Origin of the sequence: Aestuariivivens sediminis (assembly GCF_022662105.1) — a bacterium.
Taxonomy (GTDB): Bacteria; Bacteroidota; Bacteroidia; order Flavobacteriales; family Flavobacteriaceae; genus Aestuariivivens; species Aestuariivivens sediminis.
Genome location: NZ_JAKMCP010000002.1, coordinates 623,793 through 638,712, shown reverse-complemented (window position 1 = coordinate 638,712; position 14,920 = coordinate 623,793). Strand labels below are relative to the sequence as shown.

Here is a 14,920-nt window from a genome sequence, read left to right as displayed (position 1 = left end):
AAATAAAATAAATATTAATAGTTTAAAACAAAAAATTATGGCTTTTGAATTACCGGAATTAGGATATGCATATGATGCTTTAGAACCAAATATAGATGCACGGACCATGGAGATACATCATACGAAACATCATGCAGGATACACGAACAATTTGAACAATGCGATTGCAGGAACCGGTTTAGAAGGTAAATCGATTGAAGATATCCTCGTAAACTTGGACATGAATAACGCCGCAGTACGAAATAATGGTGGCGGGTTTTATAATCATTCCCTGTATTGGCGAGTGATGAATCCAGAAGATAAAGGATATCTCTCTGGGGAACTTAAGGATGCTATTGAAGCCACTTTTACGTCTAAAGAAGGGTTTATGGAGACGTTTTCCAAATCGGCAGCAACGCGTTTTGGATCTGGTTGGGCCTGGTTGTGTGTTCATAAGGGCGGCAAGTTAGATGTATGTTCTACACCAAACCAGGATAATCCGCTTATGCCAGGTGTTGGTTGCGGTGGTACGCCTATTTTGGGAATTGATGTTTGGGAGCATGCCTATTATTTACATTATCAAAATCGGCGTCCGGATTACATTAAAGCATTTTTTAATGTGATTAATTGGAATGAGGTCGAGCGACGCTATGCAGAATCAAAATAACTAGCGAATCCTTTTGCAATTTACTGGCGCTGAGGGTGCAGGCCACCATCCGTTTGTGAGCTGGAAAGGGAGCGTTTAAAACAAAAAATCGTCCAAACCTGGTTTTGGACGATTTTTTTATGGAAAATAGTTTCTATCAAATGAAAAAGGTGAACGAGTGTCCACCTTTTTGCCCCAAATCTACCATAAACTTAACCTACTTATGTTATGGTAAGGGCAAAAGTACATTAGTTGTGCGGCTTAAAAAAATATTTTAGGCGAACTACTCATAAATTGGCTTAATGGGGATTACTGAAGAGGCAGTTAATGGCACCTGGAATTCAAATAGGGTTGTGTTTTCTTCTGAGTACACTTTGGGTTTACTCAAAAAAAAAGGCGAACAAATGTTCACCTTTTTAGCCCCAAATCTACCATAAACTTAACCTACTTATGTTATGGTGATTCGAATATATAGGAGTCTGCTGCATCTAGGAAATATTTTAGTTGAACTACCTATTTATCGGCTTAAAAGAAATGGATGATAACGTGGCAACGGAGTGGGTAAAAATCTGAAGATTTAAAAAAAGGGCATAAAAAAAGGCGAACGAGAGTTCACCTTTTTTTGCCCCAAATCTACCATGAACTTAACCTACTTATGTTATGGTGATACCAAAGTAAATCTAAAAAACATATTTTGCGTATTTTATAGATGAACGGCATTTTTTTTAGATTAAAGGTTGATTTTATAGATTAATGGTCCTGTTTTTGGTAATTCATACTTAATAAGCACGTTCATTATTCCCTTCATAAAAATTAATGAATGCCCGGTTTACGACCCTATTTCCTCCAACGGTTGGATAGTTGCCTGTAAAATACCAGTCTCCTAAATTTTTAGGACACGCCAGATTTAAATTTTCCACACTTTGAAATAGGATTTTTACATCGGCTTTAATACTATCATCACTCAATAATTCAGCTATTTTATCTGAGATTTCGTCATCGGTGAAGGGGTCATAAATTTCTTTTACAAAGTTTTGTACATACCGATCTTCCAAATCAGTTTGTTCAATACATTTTTTGTAGACTTCCTCAACTAAATGAAATTTATTATGGTCTTTTAAGAGTTCAAGTGCTGCTCTAAAGGCAACTAAGCTTTCAAGATTGGCCATATCAATACCATAACAATCCGGGTATCGGATTTGAGGTGCGGAAGACACTACAATAATTTTCTTTGGATTTAGTCTGTCCAACATTTTCAAAATGCTCTTCTTTAAGGTGGTGCCCCTAACAATGCTGTCATCAATGATAACCAGGTTATCGGTTGGTTGAATGACACCATAGGTAACGTCATACACGTGCTCCACCAAATCATCCCTGCTACTGTCTTCCGTTATAAAGGTCCTGAGTTTAACATCCTTGATTGCTATTTTTTCTACTCGAGTGCGCTCCGAAAGTATTTCGGTTACTTTTTTCGCAGAAATCGAACGTTGTCCACTCAGGATAGCGGCTGTTTTCTTCTTGTTAAGCAGAAATTCGGCGCGTTCAATCATTCCAAAAAAGGAAGTTTCTGCCGTATTCGGAATGTATGAAAAAACTGTATTCTTGGTATCGTTATTAATGGCCTTCAATACTTTGGGCATTAACAATTCACCAAGTTTTTTGCGCTCCTGGTAAATTTCAGCATCACTACCACGAGAAAAATAAATGCGCTCAAAAGAACAGGATTTCCTTTCTAAGGGGTCTAATATCTTTTTTATGGATACCTGTCCAGATTTTTTAGTAATTATGGCATGTCCGGGTTCCAATTCTTTAACGTCCTCAAATTTTACGTTAAAAGCGGTTTGAATTACCGGACGCTCAGAGGCGATAACAACCACTTCATCATCTTGATAATAATAGGTGGGTCTTATACCCGCAGGATCTCTTAAAACAAATGAATCGCCATGGCCAATAAGACCCGCCATGGCGTATCCTCCATCCCAGTTTTTTGCTGCGCGTCTCAAAATTTTGGATACCTTTAACCGTTCAGCAATTAGTGGAGAGGCTTCTTTTTTATTGAAACCTTCCTTTTTAAGGTCTTTATATATTTTGCTTACGGCGTCATCTAAAAAATGACCAATTTTTTCCATAATGGTTATGGTGTCGGTATACTCTTTAGGATGCTGCCCCAATTCTATAAGGTTGCTAAAAAGCTCTTTAACATTGGTCATGTTAAAGTTTCCAGCCATGATTAAATTTCGGTGCATCCAATTGTTTTGCCTTAAAAAGGGGTGGACACTCTCCACACTATTTTTACCAAAAGTTCCATAACGCACGTGCCCCAACAAGAGCTCTCCTATATATGGGATGTGTTTTTTTTGCAAAGCAACATCATCGATATATTCCGGGTGCGCTTTGTATTCTTTGTTAACACGTTCGTTAATTTGCGCAAAAATATCCTGGATAGGTTGCTGTTGCACCGAGCGAATTCTGCTAATGTATCTATTTCCGGGATCAGTGTTTAATTTTATACTTGCAAAACCAGCCCCATCTTGTCCTCTGTTGTGCTGCTTTTCCATCATAAGATACATCTTATTCACTCCATAAAATGCAGTGCCGTATTTTTCTTTATAGAATTCCAGTGGTTTTAAGAGCCTGATAAGCGCTATTCCACATTCGTGTTTCAAAACATCACTCATTTTTAGTACTCGATTTTTTGCATTTACGCGAAAAGTAAATTTTAATTAAAAAACGCGCTTCTTTTTGGAGCGCGTTACATTTATGTTAATTCAATATCAAACTGAGTTAATTGCTTGAATTGCATTAATCGTTTGAACACTTCGGTGTTCGATAAATTAACCATACGCTCTGTTCCAAACTTTTCTACACAAAACGAAGCTAATGTCGAACCGTAAATAATGGCATTTTTCATATTGTCAAAAGAGGTGTCACCTGTTTTGGCCAAATAACCGGCAATACCTCCGGCAAAAGTGTCACCCGCCCCAGTAGGATCAAAAACTTCTTCCAACGGAAGGGCCGGAGCAAAGAACACATGACCGTCATGGAATAACAAGGCACCGTGCTCTCCTTTCTTAATGACTACATACTTTGGTCCCATTTCATGAATTTTTCTCGCGGCAACAACCAAAGCATATTCTCCTGTTAATTGTCGGGCTTCTTCATCATTAATGGCAATAACGTCCACCCGTTTGATAACTTGTAGCAAATCATTTAGGGCACTGTCCATCCAAAAATTCATGGTATCCAAAATAACCATCTTGGGTGTTTCGGACATCTGGTCAAGAACATTGGATTGCACCAAAGGGTGTAAATTCCCCAGCATGACCACATCAGCATTCTGGTAATTTTTTGGCACCTTTGGTTTAAAATTTCCCATTGTATTGAGTTCTGTTACCAAAGTATCCCTGGTATTCATATCATTGTGATACCGTCCGCTCCAAAAGAAGGTTTTCCCCTCTTTAACAATTTCAACACCAGTAAGATCTATGTTTTTGTTTGATAACAAATCAAGGTATGCCTTAGGGAAGTCTCCACCAACCACTGAAACAGCAGCGATATCTACATTAAAATGAGAAGCAGCAAGACCAATAAACGTTGCAGCTCCACCAAGAATTTTATCGGTTTTACCAAAAGGTGTTTCAATAGCATCAAAAGCTATGGTTCCCACGATTACTAATTTACCCATAGAGGAGGAGCGCTAATTTTCTGCAAATATAAGGCATTAAATAGTAATACAAGAATATTTTTATTAAACCGGTGGGACCAGTTATTTTCTTCCGAAATCCGCAGGAATTTCACCCCAGGCTTTGGTTTCCCATTTAACGATTTTAGTCGTGTAAGTGTTATGTTTTAACCAATGAATGGCTCTGTCAACAAGTTCAAAAAGGAATTCGTTAGCCTTATTACGTTCGAGTTTTGTATTACAGGCCTTCTTTTTCACCCAACTCATCGCCGTTTTAGAGTCGGTATAGATAAGTCGGTCGCTTTTATTTTTCTTCAATAAGGCTAAAGCATGCACTATGGCAAGGAATTCGCCTAGATTATTGGTACCCTCTTCAAAAGGACCTTGATAAAAGAGTTGCTTTTTGGTTTTGGTATCAACTCCTCGATATTCCATTTTCCCCGGATTACCACTGGAAGCTGCATCGACAGAAATGGAATGGTAGTTTGGTTTTCCTATTAGGTTCAACTCCGCTTCAGAAAGCTCACTTTTAAACGCTGCCGTTTTCCCAACATAATTCTTATAGTCTTCACCTAACGCTTTTTTTGCTGCATCAAAGGACTCAAAGGCCTTGTATATGGCACCTCGATAGTCTTTTATTTGGGCTTTACAGTCATCCCAGGATTCAAAAACGCCTGTCTTATGCCCTTTCCAAACGGTATAGAATTTTTTCTTTTTTTTAATCATTTTTTACGGTAAAAGTGACATAGGTAAAAGCATCATGTTCCGCACAATGGAAACGGCTATAGTCAACATCCTTCCTCTAATATAGCATAACATTCCATTTAAAATGCCTCATTGGTTAATAGCCCTTCAACAACCTTTGGAAAATGTTCCATTTCCAGTTCATGTATTTTAGCCGCGACATCTTCAGGGGAATCCTGAGGATCTACCTGGCATGATGCCTGAAAAATAATAGCCCCCTCATCATAATTTTCATTTACATAATGTATGGTAATTCCGGTTTCCATTTCATTATGGTCTACAACAGCTTTATGAACATGCATCCCAAACATGCCCTTCCCGCCATATTTCGGTAATAGCGCAGGGTGGATATTAATAATTTTATTTTGAAAAACTTTAATAATAGATTCAGGCATTTTCCATAAAAAGCCTGCCAGAACAATTAAATCTGGGTTACAGTTCTTCAACAGATTAAGGACATCATCGGATTTTGAAAAAGCGATACGGTTAAATGAAAAGGCACTGACATTAAGCTTTTTGGCACGATCCAATACCTTGGCCTGTGGGTTGTTGCTCAGAACATTAGTAACACCAATTTCAGGGTTGTTTTCAAAATACCTAATGAGGTTTTCGGCATTAGTGCCGCTGCCTGAAGCAAAGATGACAATACGTTTCATAAAAGGCCTGCCTTGTTAAGATTACTCGAACAAAAAAAAGAATAATTATTAACAATTAGAAAGGAAAATGCAAATACTTAAAGGTAATTTTAGTAAATTACAGACACATTTTTAAACTAAACATGTGTTTTAAAAATAAAAACCTTTATTTTTGCCAACTAATTAAAACTTAAAAATTAAAGATTATGTCAGACATTGCATCAAGAGTAAAAGCGATTATCGTTGACAAATTAGGTGTTGATGAGAACGAAGTAGTCACTGAAGCTAGCTTCACAAACGATTTAGGAGCAGACTCATTAGACACTGTAGAATTAATCATGGAATTCGAAAAAGAATTCGATATTCAAATACCTGACGACCAAGCTGAAAATATTGCTACCGTAGGTCAAGCTATTTCTTACATAGAAGAAGCAAAATAAGCAAAGTAATTTATGGAATTAAGGCGAGTTGTAGTCACAGGATTAGGGGCTTTAACACCAATTGGCAATACCAAAGACGAATATTGGGATGGCCTGGTTAGTGGTAAAAGCGGTGCTGCGCCTATAACATATTATAATACCGAAAAGTTTAAGACCAAGTTTGCTTGCGAGGTTAAAAACTTTAACGTTACCGATTTCATCGACAGGAAGGAGGCAAGGAAAATGGATAAGTTTGCGCAGTATGCTATGGTAGCTGCCGATGAGGCCATTGCTGATGCCCAGTTGAATTTAGACGAAATCGATAAATTGCGTGTTGGTGTTATATGGGGTGCAGGTATTGGAGGACTGGAAACGTTTCAGCAAGAGGTTTTAAACTATGCTGAGGGTGATGGTTCTCCACGATTTAACCCGTTTTTTATTCCAAAAATGATTGCAGATATTGCGCCGGCGAACATCTCTATTAAGCATGGTTTTATGGGACCTAACTACACCACGGTCTCCGCTTGTGCGTCCTCAGCTAATGCCATATTTGATGCCCTGAATTCTATTCGTTTGGGGCATTGTGATATAGTAGTTACCGGTGGCAGTGAAGCAGCGGTTACCATTGCAGGTATGGGAGGTTTTAATGCCATGCATGCCCTTTCAACACGAAATGATAGTCCCGAAACAGCTTCAAGACCATTTGATGCAACTCGCGATGGGTTTGTATTGGGAGAAGGTGCAGGAGCATTGGTTTTAGAAGATTATGAGCATGCCAAAGCCAGAGGAGCAAAAATCTATGCCGAAATTGCAGGTGGGGGATTGTCATCCGATGCCTATCATATGACGGCGCCTCATCCTGAAGGTATTGGCGTTATTGCCGTAATGCAGAATTGTTTGGATAATGCCGGTCTCAAAGCAGAGGATGTAGACCATATTAATACCCACGGGACATCAACCCCCCTGGGGGATGTTGCCGAACTTAAGGCAATTTCAAAAGTTTTTGGAGATCATGCCAGGCATATTAATATTAATTCGACAAAATCCATGACGGGGCACTTATTAGGTGCCGCTGGAGCCATTGAAGCCATTGCCAGTATTCTGGCCATTGAAAACGGTATAGTCCCTCCTACAATAAATCACAGTGTAGTTGATGAGAACATTGATCCGGAATTGAATTTGACCTTAAATAAGGCTCAAAAAAGAGATGTTAAAGTAGCTATGAGTAATACGTTTGGATTTGGTGGACACAACGCTTGTGTTTTATTCAAAAAAATTGATTAAATCTCGAATGAAATAAACCATAAAGACACATTAAATTTAAACTAAATGAAACATGGTTTTTTACATCTGACATTAAAGTAGACCATTAATAATCAGATGAGTATCATTCGCAACATACTAAATTCCCGTTATAAAGGTAGCGGGAATTTTTTTGTGGAATTAACAAAAATTCTTGGATTTAAGCCAAGGCAAATGAAACATTATGCTATTGCCTTTACACATCGGTCCATGAATATTAAGGATAAAAAAGGCAATGCCATAAATTATGAACGATTAGAGTTTTTGGGAGATGCGATGCTCGGTGCGGTCATTGCATCCCATTTGTATACCGAAGTCCCGAGTGGCGATGAAGGTTATCTAACAAAGATGCGTTCTAAAGTGGTGAGTAGAGAACATTTAAACGAATTAGGAAGAGAGTTAAATTTAATCGGCCTTGTCGAAAGCAAAATTCCAACCGGCCAGTTTGGTGATAATATCCATGGGAACTTATTTGAAGCATTAGTAGGAGCCATATTTTTAGATAAAGGGTATAAGTATTGCGAAAAATTTATTTATAAGCGCATTATAGTTCCTCATGTCGATATCGAAAAACTGGAAGGCAAGGTAATTAGTTACAAAAGTTTGTTGATTGAATGGTGTCAAAAGGAAAAGAAAACATTTGGGTATCATGTTTATGAAGATACAGGAAATGATGATGTGAGACATTTTTCTGTTAAGCTGTCTATAGATAACAAGGTGGTTGCAAAAGCAAGAGCGACTTCAAAGAAAAAAGCTGAAGAAAAAGCCTCAAAACGCGCGTTTTTTGCATTTCAAAAGAGTATTTCAAAGATGATCTAGTTTTTTTCAAATTATGAATTAACTATAACGTTTTAGTTTGCTTTGTTATTAACATTAAACTAAACTAAAGATGAATAAGCGTATTAAATACTATATTTACAGCCTATTAATTTATAGTTATGGCGGTTCACAAGCTTGTTCTTGATACTATTTTCGATGAGGAATTATATACCTTAATAGGAATACATTGTACCCTGGAAGATTACCGAATAGCCTATTTGCTCAATAAATCTTTAGAGATCAATTTGAAAAGGAAACCTATGGATTTGGATTTTAATAATGGGAAATCGGCATATTCTGTTTTTGAATGGAAGGATCATAAACATTTAAGAACCTGGAATTTAGTTTCAAATATCTGTAAAAGAGAGGAATTTCAAGATAGATCTGAAGCCTCCTTGTTCGACATACAGACCCCTATTATTAAAATCTTTAATTTGATCAATGAATTTAAAAAGGTGAATTATTTTTTAAAAATAGAAAATGATTTTAGTGATTCTAAGGAAAAATATATAATAAACCGTATTCTAAGAATACCGCAAGTTGTAACAGCCTATAGTATTGACATGAGTCAATTAAAATCTAAAAACAATTTAATTTTTAGCTAATGCCAACAAGAAAAAAAACCAAAATAGTAGCAACTTTGGGACCAGCGTCAAGCACTAAAGAAGTTCTAAAAGGAATGCTGGATGAAGGAGTGGATGTATTTAGAATTAATTTTTCACACGCTAATTACGAGGATGTAAAAATACGTATAGGCATCATAAGGGAGTTAAATGATGAATTTGGCTACAATGCAGCTATTTTAGGGGACTTACAGGGCCCTAAACTTCGTGTGGGAGTTATGAAGGAGGAAGTTATTGTAGCGCCTGGAGATGAAATTATTTTTGCAACAGGGAAGCCATTTGAAGGCACAAAGGAACGTGTTTATATGACCTATGATCGTTTCCCCCAGGATGCAAAACCGGGAGAACGTATTTTATTGGATGATGGCAAGTTGATCTTTGAAGTAGTCTCTACCAATAGTACCAATGAAGTTATAGCAAAAGTCATACAAGGGGGACCTCTAAAATCTAAAAAAGGCGTCAATCTGCCTAATACGAATATTTCGCAACCGGCACTTACGGAAAAGGATATTGAAGACGCTATTTTTGCCATAGAACAAGATGTGGATTGGATTGCTTTATCATTTGTTCGTCATGCCGAAGACCTCATGCAATTACGGGATTTAATAGCTGAGCATGCAGATCATAAAATTCCTATTATAGCTAAAATTGAAAAGCCCGAAGCTATTGAAAATATTGATAAGATTGTAGCCCATTGCGACGGTATAATGGTAGCTCGTGGGGATTTAGGAGTAGAAATACCTGCTCAGGAAGTACCATTAATTCAAAAGCAATTGGTACTTCGGGCTAAAAAGGCTCGAATCCCGGTGATCATTGCAACACAAATGATGGAGACCATGATTTCAAGTCTGACACCAACCAGAGCCGAAGTAAATGATGTGGCGAATTCGGTAATGGATGGTGCCGATGCTGTAATGCTTTCCGGAGAAACTTCAGTTGGAAGTTACCCGATTCAGGTTATTAAACAAATGTCCAATATATTAAAGAGTGTTGAAGATTCCGAGTTAATCCAAGTCCCTCAACTCCCTCCACATATTAGAACCAACCGTTACATTACAAAATCTATTTGTTATCATGCGGCAACCATGGCAAATGAAATTGATGCCAAAGCCATTTCAACACTGACGAATAGCGGATATACGGCATTTCAAATTTCGGCATGGAGGCCGTCCTGCCATATATTGGTCTTTACATCTAATAAAAATATACTCACCCGGTTGAATTTGTTATGGGGTGTTCGTGTGTTTTACTACGATAAATTTGTAAGTACCGATGAAACTATTGAAGATGTTAATGCCATTGCCTGTAAAAAAGGCTACCTGGGTGTTGGAGATATGTTAATTAGTCTTGCAGCCATGCCAATCCAGGATAAAGGAATGGTCAATACATTACGGGTTACGGAAATAAAGTCATGTAATTTTTAACAGGTTAAATCAACCAATTTGTTGATTCAAATCCTTATTAAGGGGAAGACTACATTTTTAGGGTCATGCTACTTTTAGGATGGCAAGGAATGTTTTAAAATTCAAACTTTAATTGAGCACTCACCATACCTTGATTTTTTTTGGTTTCCATGTCAGTATTTAAATTGGATATGGAAATTCCCAACAGACGTACCGAATTATTCAATTTGTCTTGGTAGAGCAAATCTTTAGCGGTTTCTAAAATAATACTCTTATCACTAATGAAATAGGGCAATGTTTTACTGCGGGTCTGTAATGAAAAATCGCTATACTTTATTTTGAGGGTAACCGTTTTTCCTGCAATTTTACTTTTGCTCAGGCGATGAAACACTTCATCAGCAATGTGATTTAGTTTTTCTAACATGAATATCTCACTGGACAAATTTTCACTAAATGTACGTTCGGCAGCTAAGCTTTTTCGTATACGGTCGGGCTTCACTTCGCTCTCATGAATACCTCTGACCACATGATAATAATATCGGCCGGATTTGCCAAAATTCACCTCCAAATATTCCAAAGATTTTTGTTTTAAATCTTGGCCTGTATAGATACCGAGTTGATACATCTTTTCAGCGGTAACCTTGCCAACACCATAAAATTTTCTTATATCCAATTGCTCTAAAAACTTAAGGACTTCTTCAGGATTTACGGTCTTTTGACCATTAGGTTTATGATAATCACTTGCTACCTTGGCTATGAATTTATTTACCGATATTCCTGCTGAAGCCGTTAATCCAATTTCATTAAAAATACGGGCCCTTATTTCTGTAGCTATTAATGACGCACTAGGATTGCCTTTTTTGTTTTCGGTAACATCGAGATAGGCTTCGTCTAATGAAAGAGGTTCTACCAAATCGGTATAATCGTAAAAGATTCTGCGTATGGTTTTAGAAATTTCTGTGTATCGTTCAAACTTCGGACGAACGAAAATAAGTTCAGGGCAAAGTTTAGAAGCTAAGTTGCCGGCCATGGCACTTTTTACACCAAATTTCCGGGCCTCATAACTTGCTGCACTTACAACTCCACGTTTGCCACCCCCACCAACCGCAATGGGTTTCCCTCTGAGGCCAGGATTATCCAACTGCTCAACAGAAGCATAGAAGGCATCCATATCCACATGGATAATCTTTCTTATTGGAAAATTGTAAACCATATATTGTCAAATTTACAATATAAAGTTTCACCAGGTCGTTCAATTTTTCAATCTTTGGGTATGGCAATAGAAATTGAACGCAAATTTTTGGTGACTCGCGATGTATACAAAAACGAGGCTATTCAAAAATCACGTATTATACAGGGGTTTTTAAACACCCATCCCAACCGAACTGTTCGGGTTAGAATTAAAAATGATCGAGGATTTCTTACCGTAAAGGGACTGTCGTCTCAAAATGGGTTATCGCGTTTTGAGTGGGAAAAGGAAATTTCAAAACAAGAGGCAGAGGCCCTTTTGAAATTATGTGAACCCTTCATTATAGATAAAATACGTTATGAAGTTCAGGTTGGAAATCATATCTTTGAAATAGACGAATTTTTATCTGAAAACCAAGGTTTGGTTGTAGCTGAAATTGAATTGAAACACGAGTCTGAAGTTTTTGAAAAACCGTATTGGCTGGGTGAAGAGGTAACCGGAATCGAAAAATATTATAATTCATGCTTGAGCAGAACCCCCTTTAAACATTGGTAACATAAAAATAAAGAGTTATGAAAAGACTGGGAATTATTTTTTCAATTGGGATGCTATTGTGTGGGTGTAAACAGGAGGCAAAAAAACCAACTGAGCATATTTCTGAAACCCTTAATAATCCTATAGATTCGGTAATTGAGGTTGTAGAAGTGCCTGAAAAAAAATCCATCAAACACATTAAAGAGGCATTAACAGCTAAGGGCTTTAATGTCATGGATTATGTCGACGAGACAACACAAGACACCATTTTGATGCAGCAATATTTTATAGCCTTTCTAAAAAAAGGACCAATTCATGGGCAAAATGAGGAGGAAAACGTCGACTTACAAAAGGCACATTTAGCGCATTTGACCCAAATGTACGATTTGGGCTATGCCGATATTTCTGGACCCTTTGGTGATGACGGCGATATACGCGGTATTACGATTTACAATGTCCCTAATTTAAAAATGGCGGATAGTTTGGCCCATGCAGATCCCATGGTCAAAGCCGGAAGATTGGTTGTAGAAGTTCATCCCTGGTGGGCGGCAAAGGGCTTCTCGCTGCGCTAAGCTTAAGTTCATTACTAAATATTGTAGAAGTATAGCTTCAGAGAGACATTCTTAAACATCTCATTTGAATTCGTATTCATGCTCAACTCTACAAATTTTCACATTATACCAACGGTACCACATTTCACGTCCTTTTTGTTGTGCCAGTAGATGATCGGTGTGTTGTTTCCATTGTTTTATAGCCTCCAGGCTTTCCCAATAGCTTACCGTTATGCCAAACTCATTACGAGCACTATCCATTCCTAAATATCCTGGCTGCTGCTTTGCCAGTCGGACCATTTTATCAGACATTTCCAGATATCCTTCAATAGTTTCCTTTTGGATTGAAGTAAATATAACGGCATAATAAGGAGTTCGTTTCATTTTTAAGGCTATTAATTTCTTTTTTACTAATATAGCGCATTGTTATTATTTTAATTCATCCAAATTCAAATCGCTTAGCTATTAATAAACTTGTAATGATATTGGTTGCAGTGGCTTTCTCCATCCAAGGCGGACAGGCACAGTTGGAATTTTGCAGTGGAAATTCGGGAGACCCTATTTTTACTGAAACTTTTGGATCCGGTGTTGCCAATGTTCAATTACCCAGTGGAACAACCACCTATACGTATGCAACATCATCGCCGAACGATGGCTATTATACCGTGTCGAGTAATTCTGCTTATTTTGACTGGTTCGATATTGTAGATCATACAGCAAATGATACGGACGGGAGAATGTTAATAATCAATGCCGATTTCACCGCAGGGGAATTTTACAGAAGAACCATTGACGGCCTTTGTGAAAATACGAGCTATGAATTTTCATCCTGGATGATTAATCTATTGCCGAGTTCAGGTTGTGGCGGGGCCGGAATTCCTATTAATGTTAAATTTGAAATTTGGGATAGTACAGATATGAATGTGTTGGCCAGTGGGGATACAGGAAGTATTCCCGGCACCTCTAGTCCTAATTGGGAACAATATGCCTTGCTCTTTCAGACTTTGCCTGCTCAAACCTCTGTTATTTTGAAAATGCGCAATAATGGGGTTGGAGGTTGTGGTAACGATTTGGCACTGGACGATATTGTTTTTAAGTCTTGTGGTGATACCGTGATTATCGAAGACACCATTGGAAATAGAAGTGTACATATTTGTGAAGATGATTTGCCATATTCAGCAGAACTTATGGCTATCCCGGATTATACTGTTTTCTCGACCCATTTTTATCAATGGCAATCCAGTAACGATGGAACCACATGGATGGATATAGTAGGTGAAACGAATCAAAACTACGTAACGCCTGCTCTGAGTTCAACCATTTATTATCGGGTTTTGGTTGCTGAAGCCTCAGTTAATGTAACCAATCCATTTTGCAATTCATCTTCGGAGATTTTTACAGTTGAGATCATCCCTTCTCCGAATGAACCTCTGAGTAATGGGAACTTTATACGATGTGAAAATGATATGACACCGCTTTCGGTGACCGTGGGTTCTGATGTCACAGTAAACTGGTTCGATGCTCCGGTAGGGGGCAATTTACTTCAATCCAATAGCTTAACATTTTATCCGAACGCGATTTCGGGGACCTATTATGCAGAGTCTGAAACTTTATTAGGGCAATGTGTCTCCAATGGACGGACGGCTATTCGGATAGATTATGTAGAGGCTCCGCGAGTTGCAAATGAGGTTTTGGAGTTTTGTGAAAATACAAGTCTGGTAATTCATGCAGATACAAATATTTCTACGGCAACATATTTGTGGAGTACAGGTGATACTACTGAACAAATTACGGTTAGTACACCAGGAACATATTCTGTAGAGGTAAGTAATGGAGCTTGTACTGTTATCAAAACCGTTGATCTGAACCAAATAGATAATCCCATCATTGATCAAGTGAGTTCAATCGGCAATGACATTATCGTTAGCACAACTAATACGGGGGATTTTTTGTATTCCTTAGATGGAAATACCTATCAATCAAATAACACTTTTTTTAATGTTAAAGGGGGCTTGTATACCATCTATATCAGGGAACGTAATTGCCAAGAAGTGGTTGCAATGTCTTATCTGCACTTTTATATTCCCAGATTCTTTACACCCAATAATGATGGTATTAATGATACCTTCAATTTAGCCGGAATTGAGTTTTATGATGATTCAAAAGTTTCCATTTTTGACCGTTACGGGAAATTATTGAAAAATGCCGGGAAGGGGCCATTCGAATGGAACGGGACCTACGCAGGAGCACTTCTGCCGGCAGACGATTATTGGTATGTTGTTATTATTGAAGGGCAAAAATTTACAGGACATTTTACCCTGAAGCGTTAAATAAGACCTCCCGACTAATCCATCCTCATCCTATTTATCTGTCCCATTAGGTTCTATAATCATG

General features: G+C 37.8%; 15 protein-coding genes. 9 read left to right on the top strand and 6 right to left on the bottom strand.

The genetic code is table 11. From position 1 onward, the window contains the following. Positions 1-37 precede the first annotated feature (37 nt). Positions 38-646, top strand: a complete 609-nt coding sequence (locus MR054_RS07070) for a superoxide dismutase (RefSeq protein WP_242083337.1) — start codon at positions 38-40, stop codon at positions 644-646. A gap of 758 nt (positions 647-1,404) precedes the next feature. Here the strand turns inward: MR054_RS07070 and MR054_RS07065 are convergent. The 4 genes from MR054_RS07065 to purN form a co-directional block, all read right to left on the bottom strand. Continuing rightward, the gene (locus MR054_RS07065; protein ID WP_242157154.1) at positions 1,405-3,303 is read right to left on the bottom strand and encodes an amidophosphoribosyltransferase; all 1,899 of its coding nucleotides are present in this window, start codon (positions 3,301-3,303) and stop codon (positions 1,405-1,407) included. 80 nt (positions 3,304-3,383) lie between these two features. After that, entirely contained in the window at positions 3,384-4,310 is a 927-nt protein-coding gene (locus MR054_RS07060) for a PfkB family carbohydrate kinase (RefSeq protein ID WP_242157153.1), read from the bottom strand. 81 nt (positions 4,311-4,391) lie between these two features. Beyond that, complete coding sequence (locus tag MR054_RS07055; protein WP_242157152.1) at positions 4,392-5,033, bottom strand: ribonuclease H1 domain-containing protein; 642 nt, start codon at positions 5,031-5,033, stop codon at positions 4,392-4,394. A gap of 98 nt (positions 5,034-5,131) precedes the next feature. After that, positions 5,132-5,707 carry a phosphoribosylglycinamide formyltransferase gene (gene purN, locus MR054_RS07050; protein WP_242157151.1) on the bottom strand — a complete coding sequence of 192 codons (576 nt, stop codon included), beginning with the start codon at positions 5,705-5,707 and terminating at the stop codon, positions 5,132-5,134. Positions 5,708-5,892: 185 nt separating this feature from the next. Here purN and MR054_RS07045 point away from each other — a divergent pair, with 185 nt between their 5' ends. The 5 genes from MR054_RS07045 to pyk all read left to right on the top strand — a co-directional run bounded on the left by MR054_RS07045 (position 5,893) and on the right by pyk (position 10,273). Next, positions 5,893-6,126 carry an acyl carrier protein gene (locus MR054_RS07045; protein ID WP_008269813.1) on the top strand — a complete coding sequence of 78 codons (234 nt, stop codon included), beginning with the start codon at positions 5,893-5,895 and terminating at the stop codon, positions 6,124-6,126. A gap of 12 nt (positions 6,127-6,138) precedes the next feature. Next, entirely contained in the window at positions 6,139-7,389 is a 1,251-nt protein-coding gene (gene fabF / locus MR054_RS07040; protein ID WP_242083326.1) for a beta-ketoacyl-ACP synthase II, read from the top strand. A 96-nt stretch (positions 7,390-7,485) separates the two neighbouring features. Next, a complete protein-coding gene (gene rnc, locus MR054_RS07035; RefSeq protein ID WP_242083324.1) occupies positions 7,486-8,226 on the top strand; it encodes a ribonuclease III in 741 nt (246 codons plus the stop codon). Between the two features lie 119 nt (positions 8,227-8,345). Continuing rightward, on the top strand, positions 8,346-8,831 hold the full coding sequence (locus MR054_RS07030; RefSeq protein WP_242157150.1) for an IPExxxVDY family protein: 486 nt from the start codon (positions 8,346-8,348) through the stop codon (positions 8,829-8,831). Further along, entirely contained in the window at positions 8,831-10,273 is a 1,443-nt protein-coding gene (gene pyk / locus MR054_RS07025; protein WP_242157149.1) for a pyruvate kinase, read from the top strand. The genes MR054_RS07030 and pyk overlap by 1 nt, the downstream gene beginning before the upstream one ends. A 94-nt stretch (positions 10,274-10,367) precedes the next feature. On the opposite strand, the gene dinB is transcribed toward pyk, so the two are convergent. Then, on the bottom strand, positions 10,368-11,465 hold the full coding sequence (gene dinB / locus MR054_RS07020; RefSeq protein WP_242157148.1) for a DNA polymerase IV: 1,098 nt from the start codon (positions 11,463-11,465) through the stop codon (positions 10,368-10,370). Positions 11,466-11,525: 60 nt separating this feature from the next. On the opposite strand from dinB, the gene MR054_RS07015 reads away from it, so the two are divergent. Further along, positions 11,526-11,996 (top strand): CYTH domain-containing protein, encoded by a 471-nt coding sequence (locus MR054_RS07015; RefSeq protein WP_242157147.1) that lies wholly within the window; start codon positions 11,526-11,528, stop codon positions 11,994-11,996. A 17-nt stretch (positions 11,997-12,013) separates the two neighbouring features. Continuing rightward, the gene (locus tag MR054_RS07010; RefSeq protein ID WP_242157146.1) at positions 12,014-12,547 is read left to right on the top strand and encodes a YciI family protein; all 534 of its coding nucleotides are present in this window, start codon (positions 12,014-12,016) and stop codon (positions 12,545-12,547) included. Between the two features lie 60 nt (positions 12,548-12,607). Here the strand turns inward: MR054_RS07010 and MR054_RS07005 are convergent, their stop codons facing one another. Continuing rightward, positions 12,608-12,910: an antibiotic biosynthesis monooxygenase family protein gene (locus MR054_RS07005; protein ID WP_242157145.1), complete on the bottom strand. Its 303-nt coding sequence runs from the start codon at positions 12,908-12,910 to the stop codon at positions 12,608-12,610. Positions 12,911-13,005: 95 nt separating this feature from the next. Here MR054_RS07005 and MR054_RS07000 point away from each other — a divergent pair, with 95 nt between their 5' ends. Then, a complete protein-coding gene (locus MR054_RS07000) occupies positions 13,006-14,856 on the top strand; it encodes a T9SS type B sorting domain-containing protein (RefSeq protein ID WP_242157143.1) in 1,851 nt (616 codons plus the stop codon). Positions 14,857-14,920: the final 64 nt, after the last annotated feature.

Coding starts and splice junctions, on each gene's coding strand:
- MR054_RS07055 (WP_242157152.1), bottom strand. CDS start 5,033: ATGATTAAAAAAAAGAAAAAATTCTATACCGTTTGGAAAGGGCATAAG.
- purN (WP_242157151.1), bottom strand. CDS start 5,707: ATGAAACGTATTGTCATCTTTGCTTCAGGCAGCGGCACTAATGCCGAA.
- pyk (WP_242157149.1), top strand. CDS start 8,831: ATGCCAACAAGAAAAAAAACCAAAATAGTAGCAACTTTGGGACCAGCG.
- MR054_RS07010 (WP_242157146.1), top strand. CDS start 12,014: ATGAAAAGACTGGGAATTATTTTTTCAATTGGGATGCTATTGTGTGGG.
- MR054_RS07005 (WP_242157145.1), bottom strand. CDS start 12,910: ATGAAACGAACTCCTTATTATGCCGTTATATTTACTTCAATCCAAAAG.
- MR054_RS07070 (WP_242083337.1), top strand. CDS start 38: ATGGCTTTTGAATTACCGGAATTAGGATATGCATATGATGCTTTAGAA.
- MR054_RS07015 (WP_242157147.1), top strand. CDS start 11,526: ATGGCAATAGAAATTGAACGCAAATTTTTGGTGACTCGCGATGTATAC.
- rnc (WP_242083324.1), top strand. CDS start 7,486: ATGAGTATCATTCGCAACATACTAAATTCCCGTTATAAAGGTAGCGGG.
- MR054_RS07045 (WP_008269813.1), top strand. CDS start 5,893: ATGTCAGACATTGCATCAAGAGTAAAAGCGATTATCGTTGACAAATTA.
- MR054_RS07060 (WP_242157153.1), bottom strand. CDS start 4,310: ATGGGTAAATTAGTAATCGTGGGAACCATAGCTTTTGATGCTATTGAA.
- MR054_RS07000 (WP_242157143.1), top strand. CDS start 13,006: ATGATATTGGTTGCAGTGGCTTTCTCCATCCAAGGCGGACAGGCACAG.
- fabF (WP_242083326.1), top strand. CDS start 6,139: ATGGAATTAAGGCGAGTTGTAGTCACAGGATTAGGGGCTTTAACACCA.
- dinB (WP_242157148.1), bottom strand. CDS start 11,465: ATGGTTTACAATTTTCCAATAAGAAAGATTATCCATGTGGATATGGAT.
- MR054_RS07030 (WP_242157150.1), top strand. CDS start 8,346: ATGGCGGTTCACAAGCTTGTTCTTGATACTATTTTCGATGAGGAATTA.
- MR054_RS07065 (WP_242157154.1), bottom strand. CDS start 3,303: ATGAGTGATGTTTTGAAACACGAATGTGGAATAGCGCTTATCAGGCTC.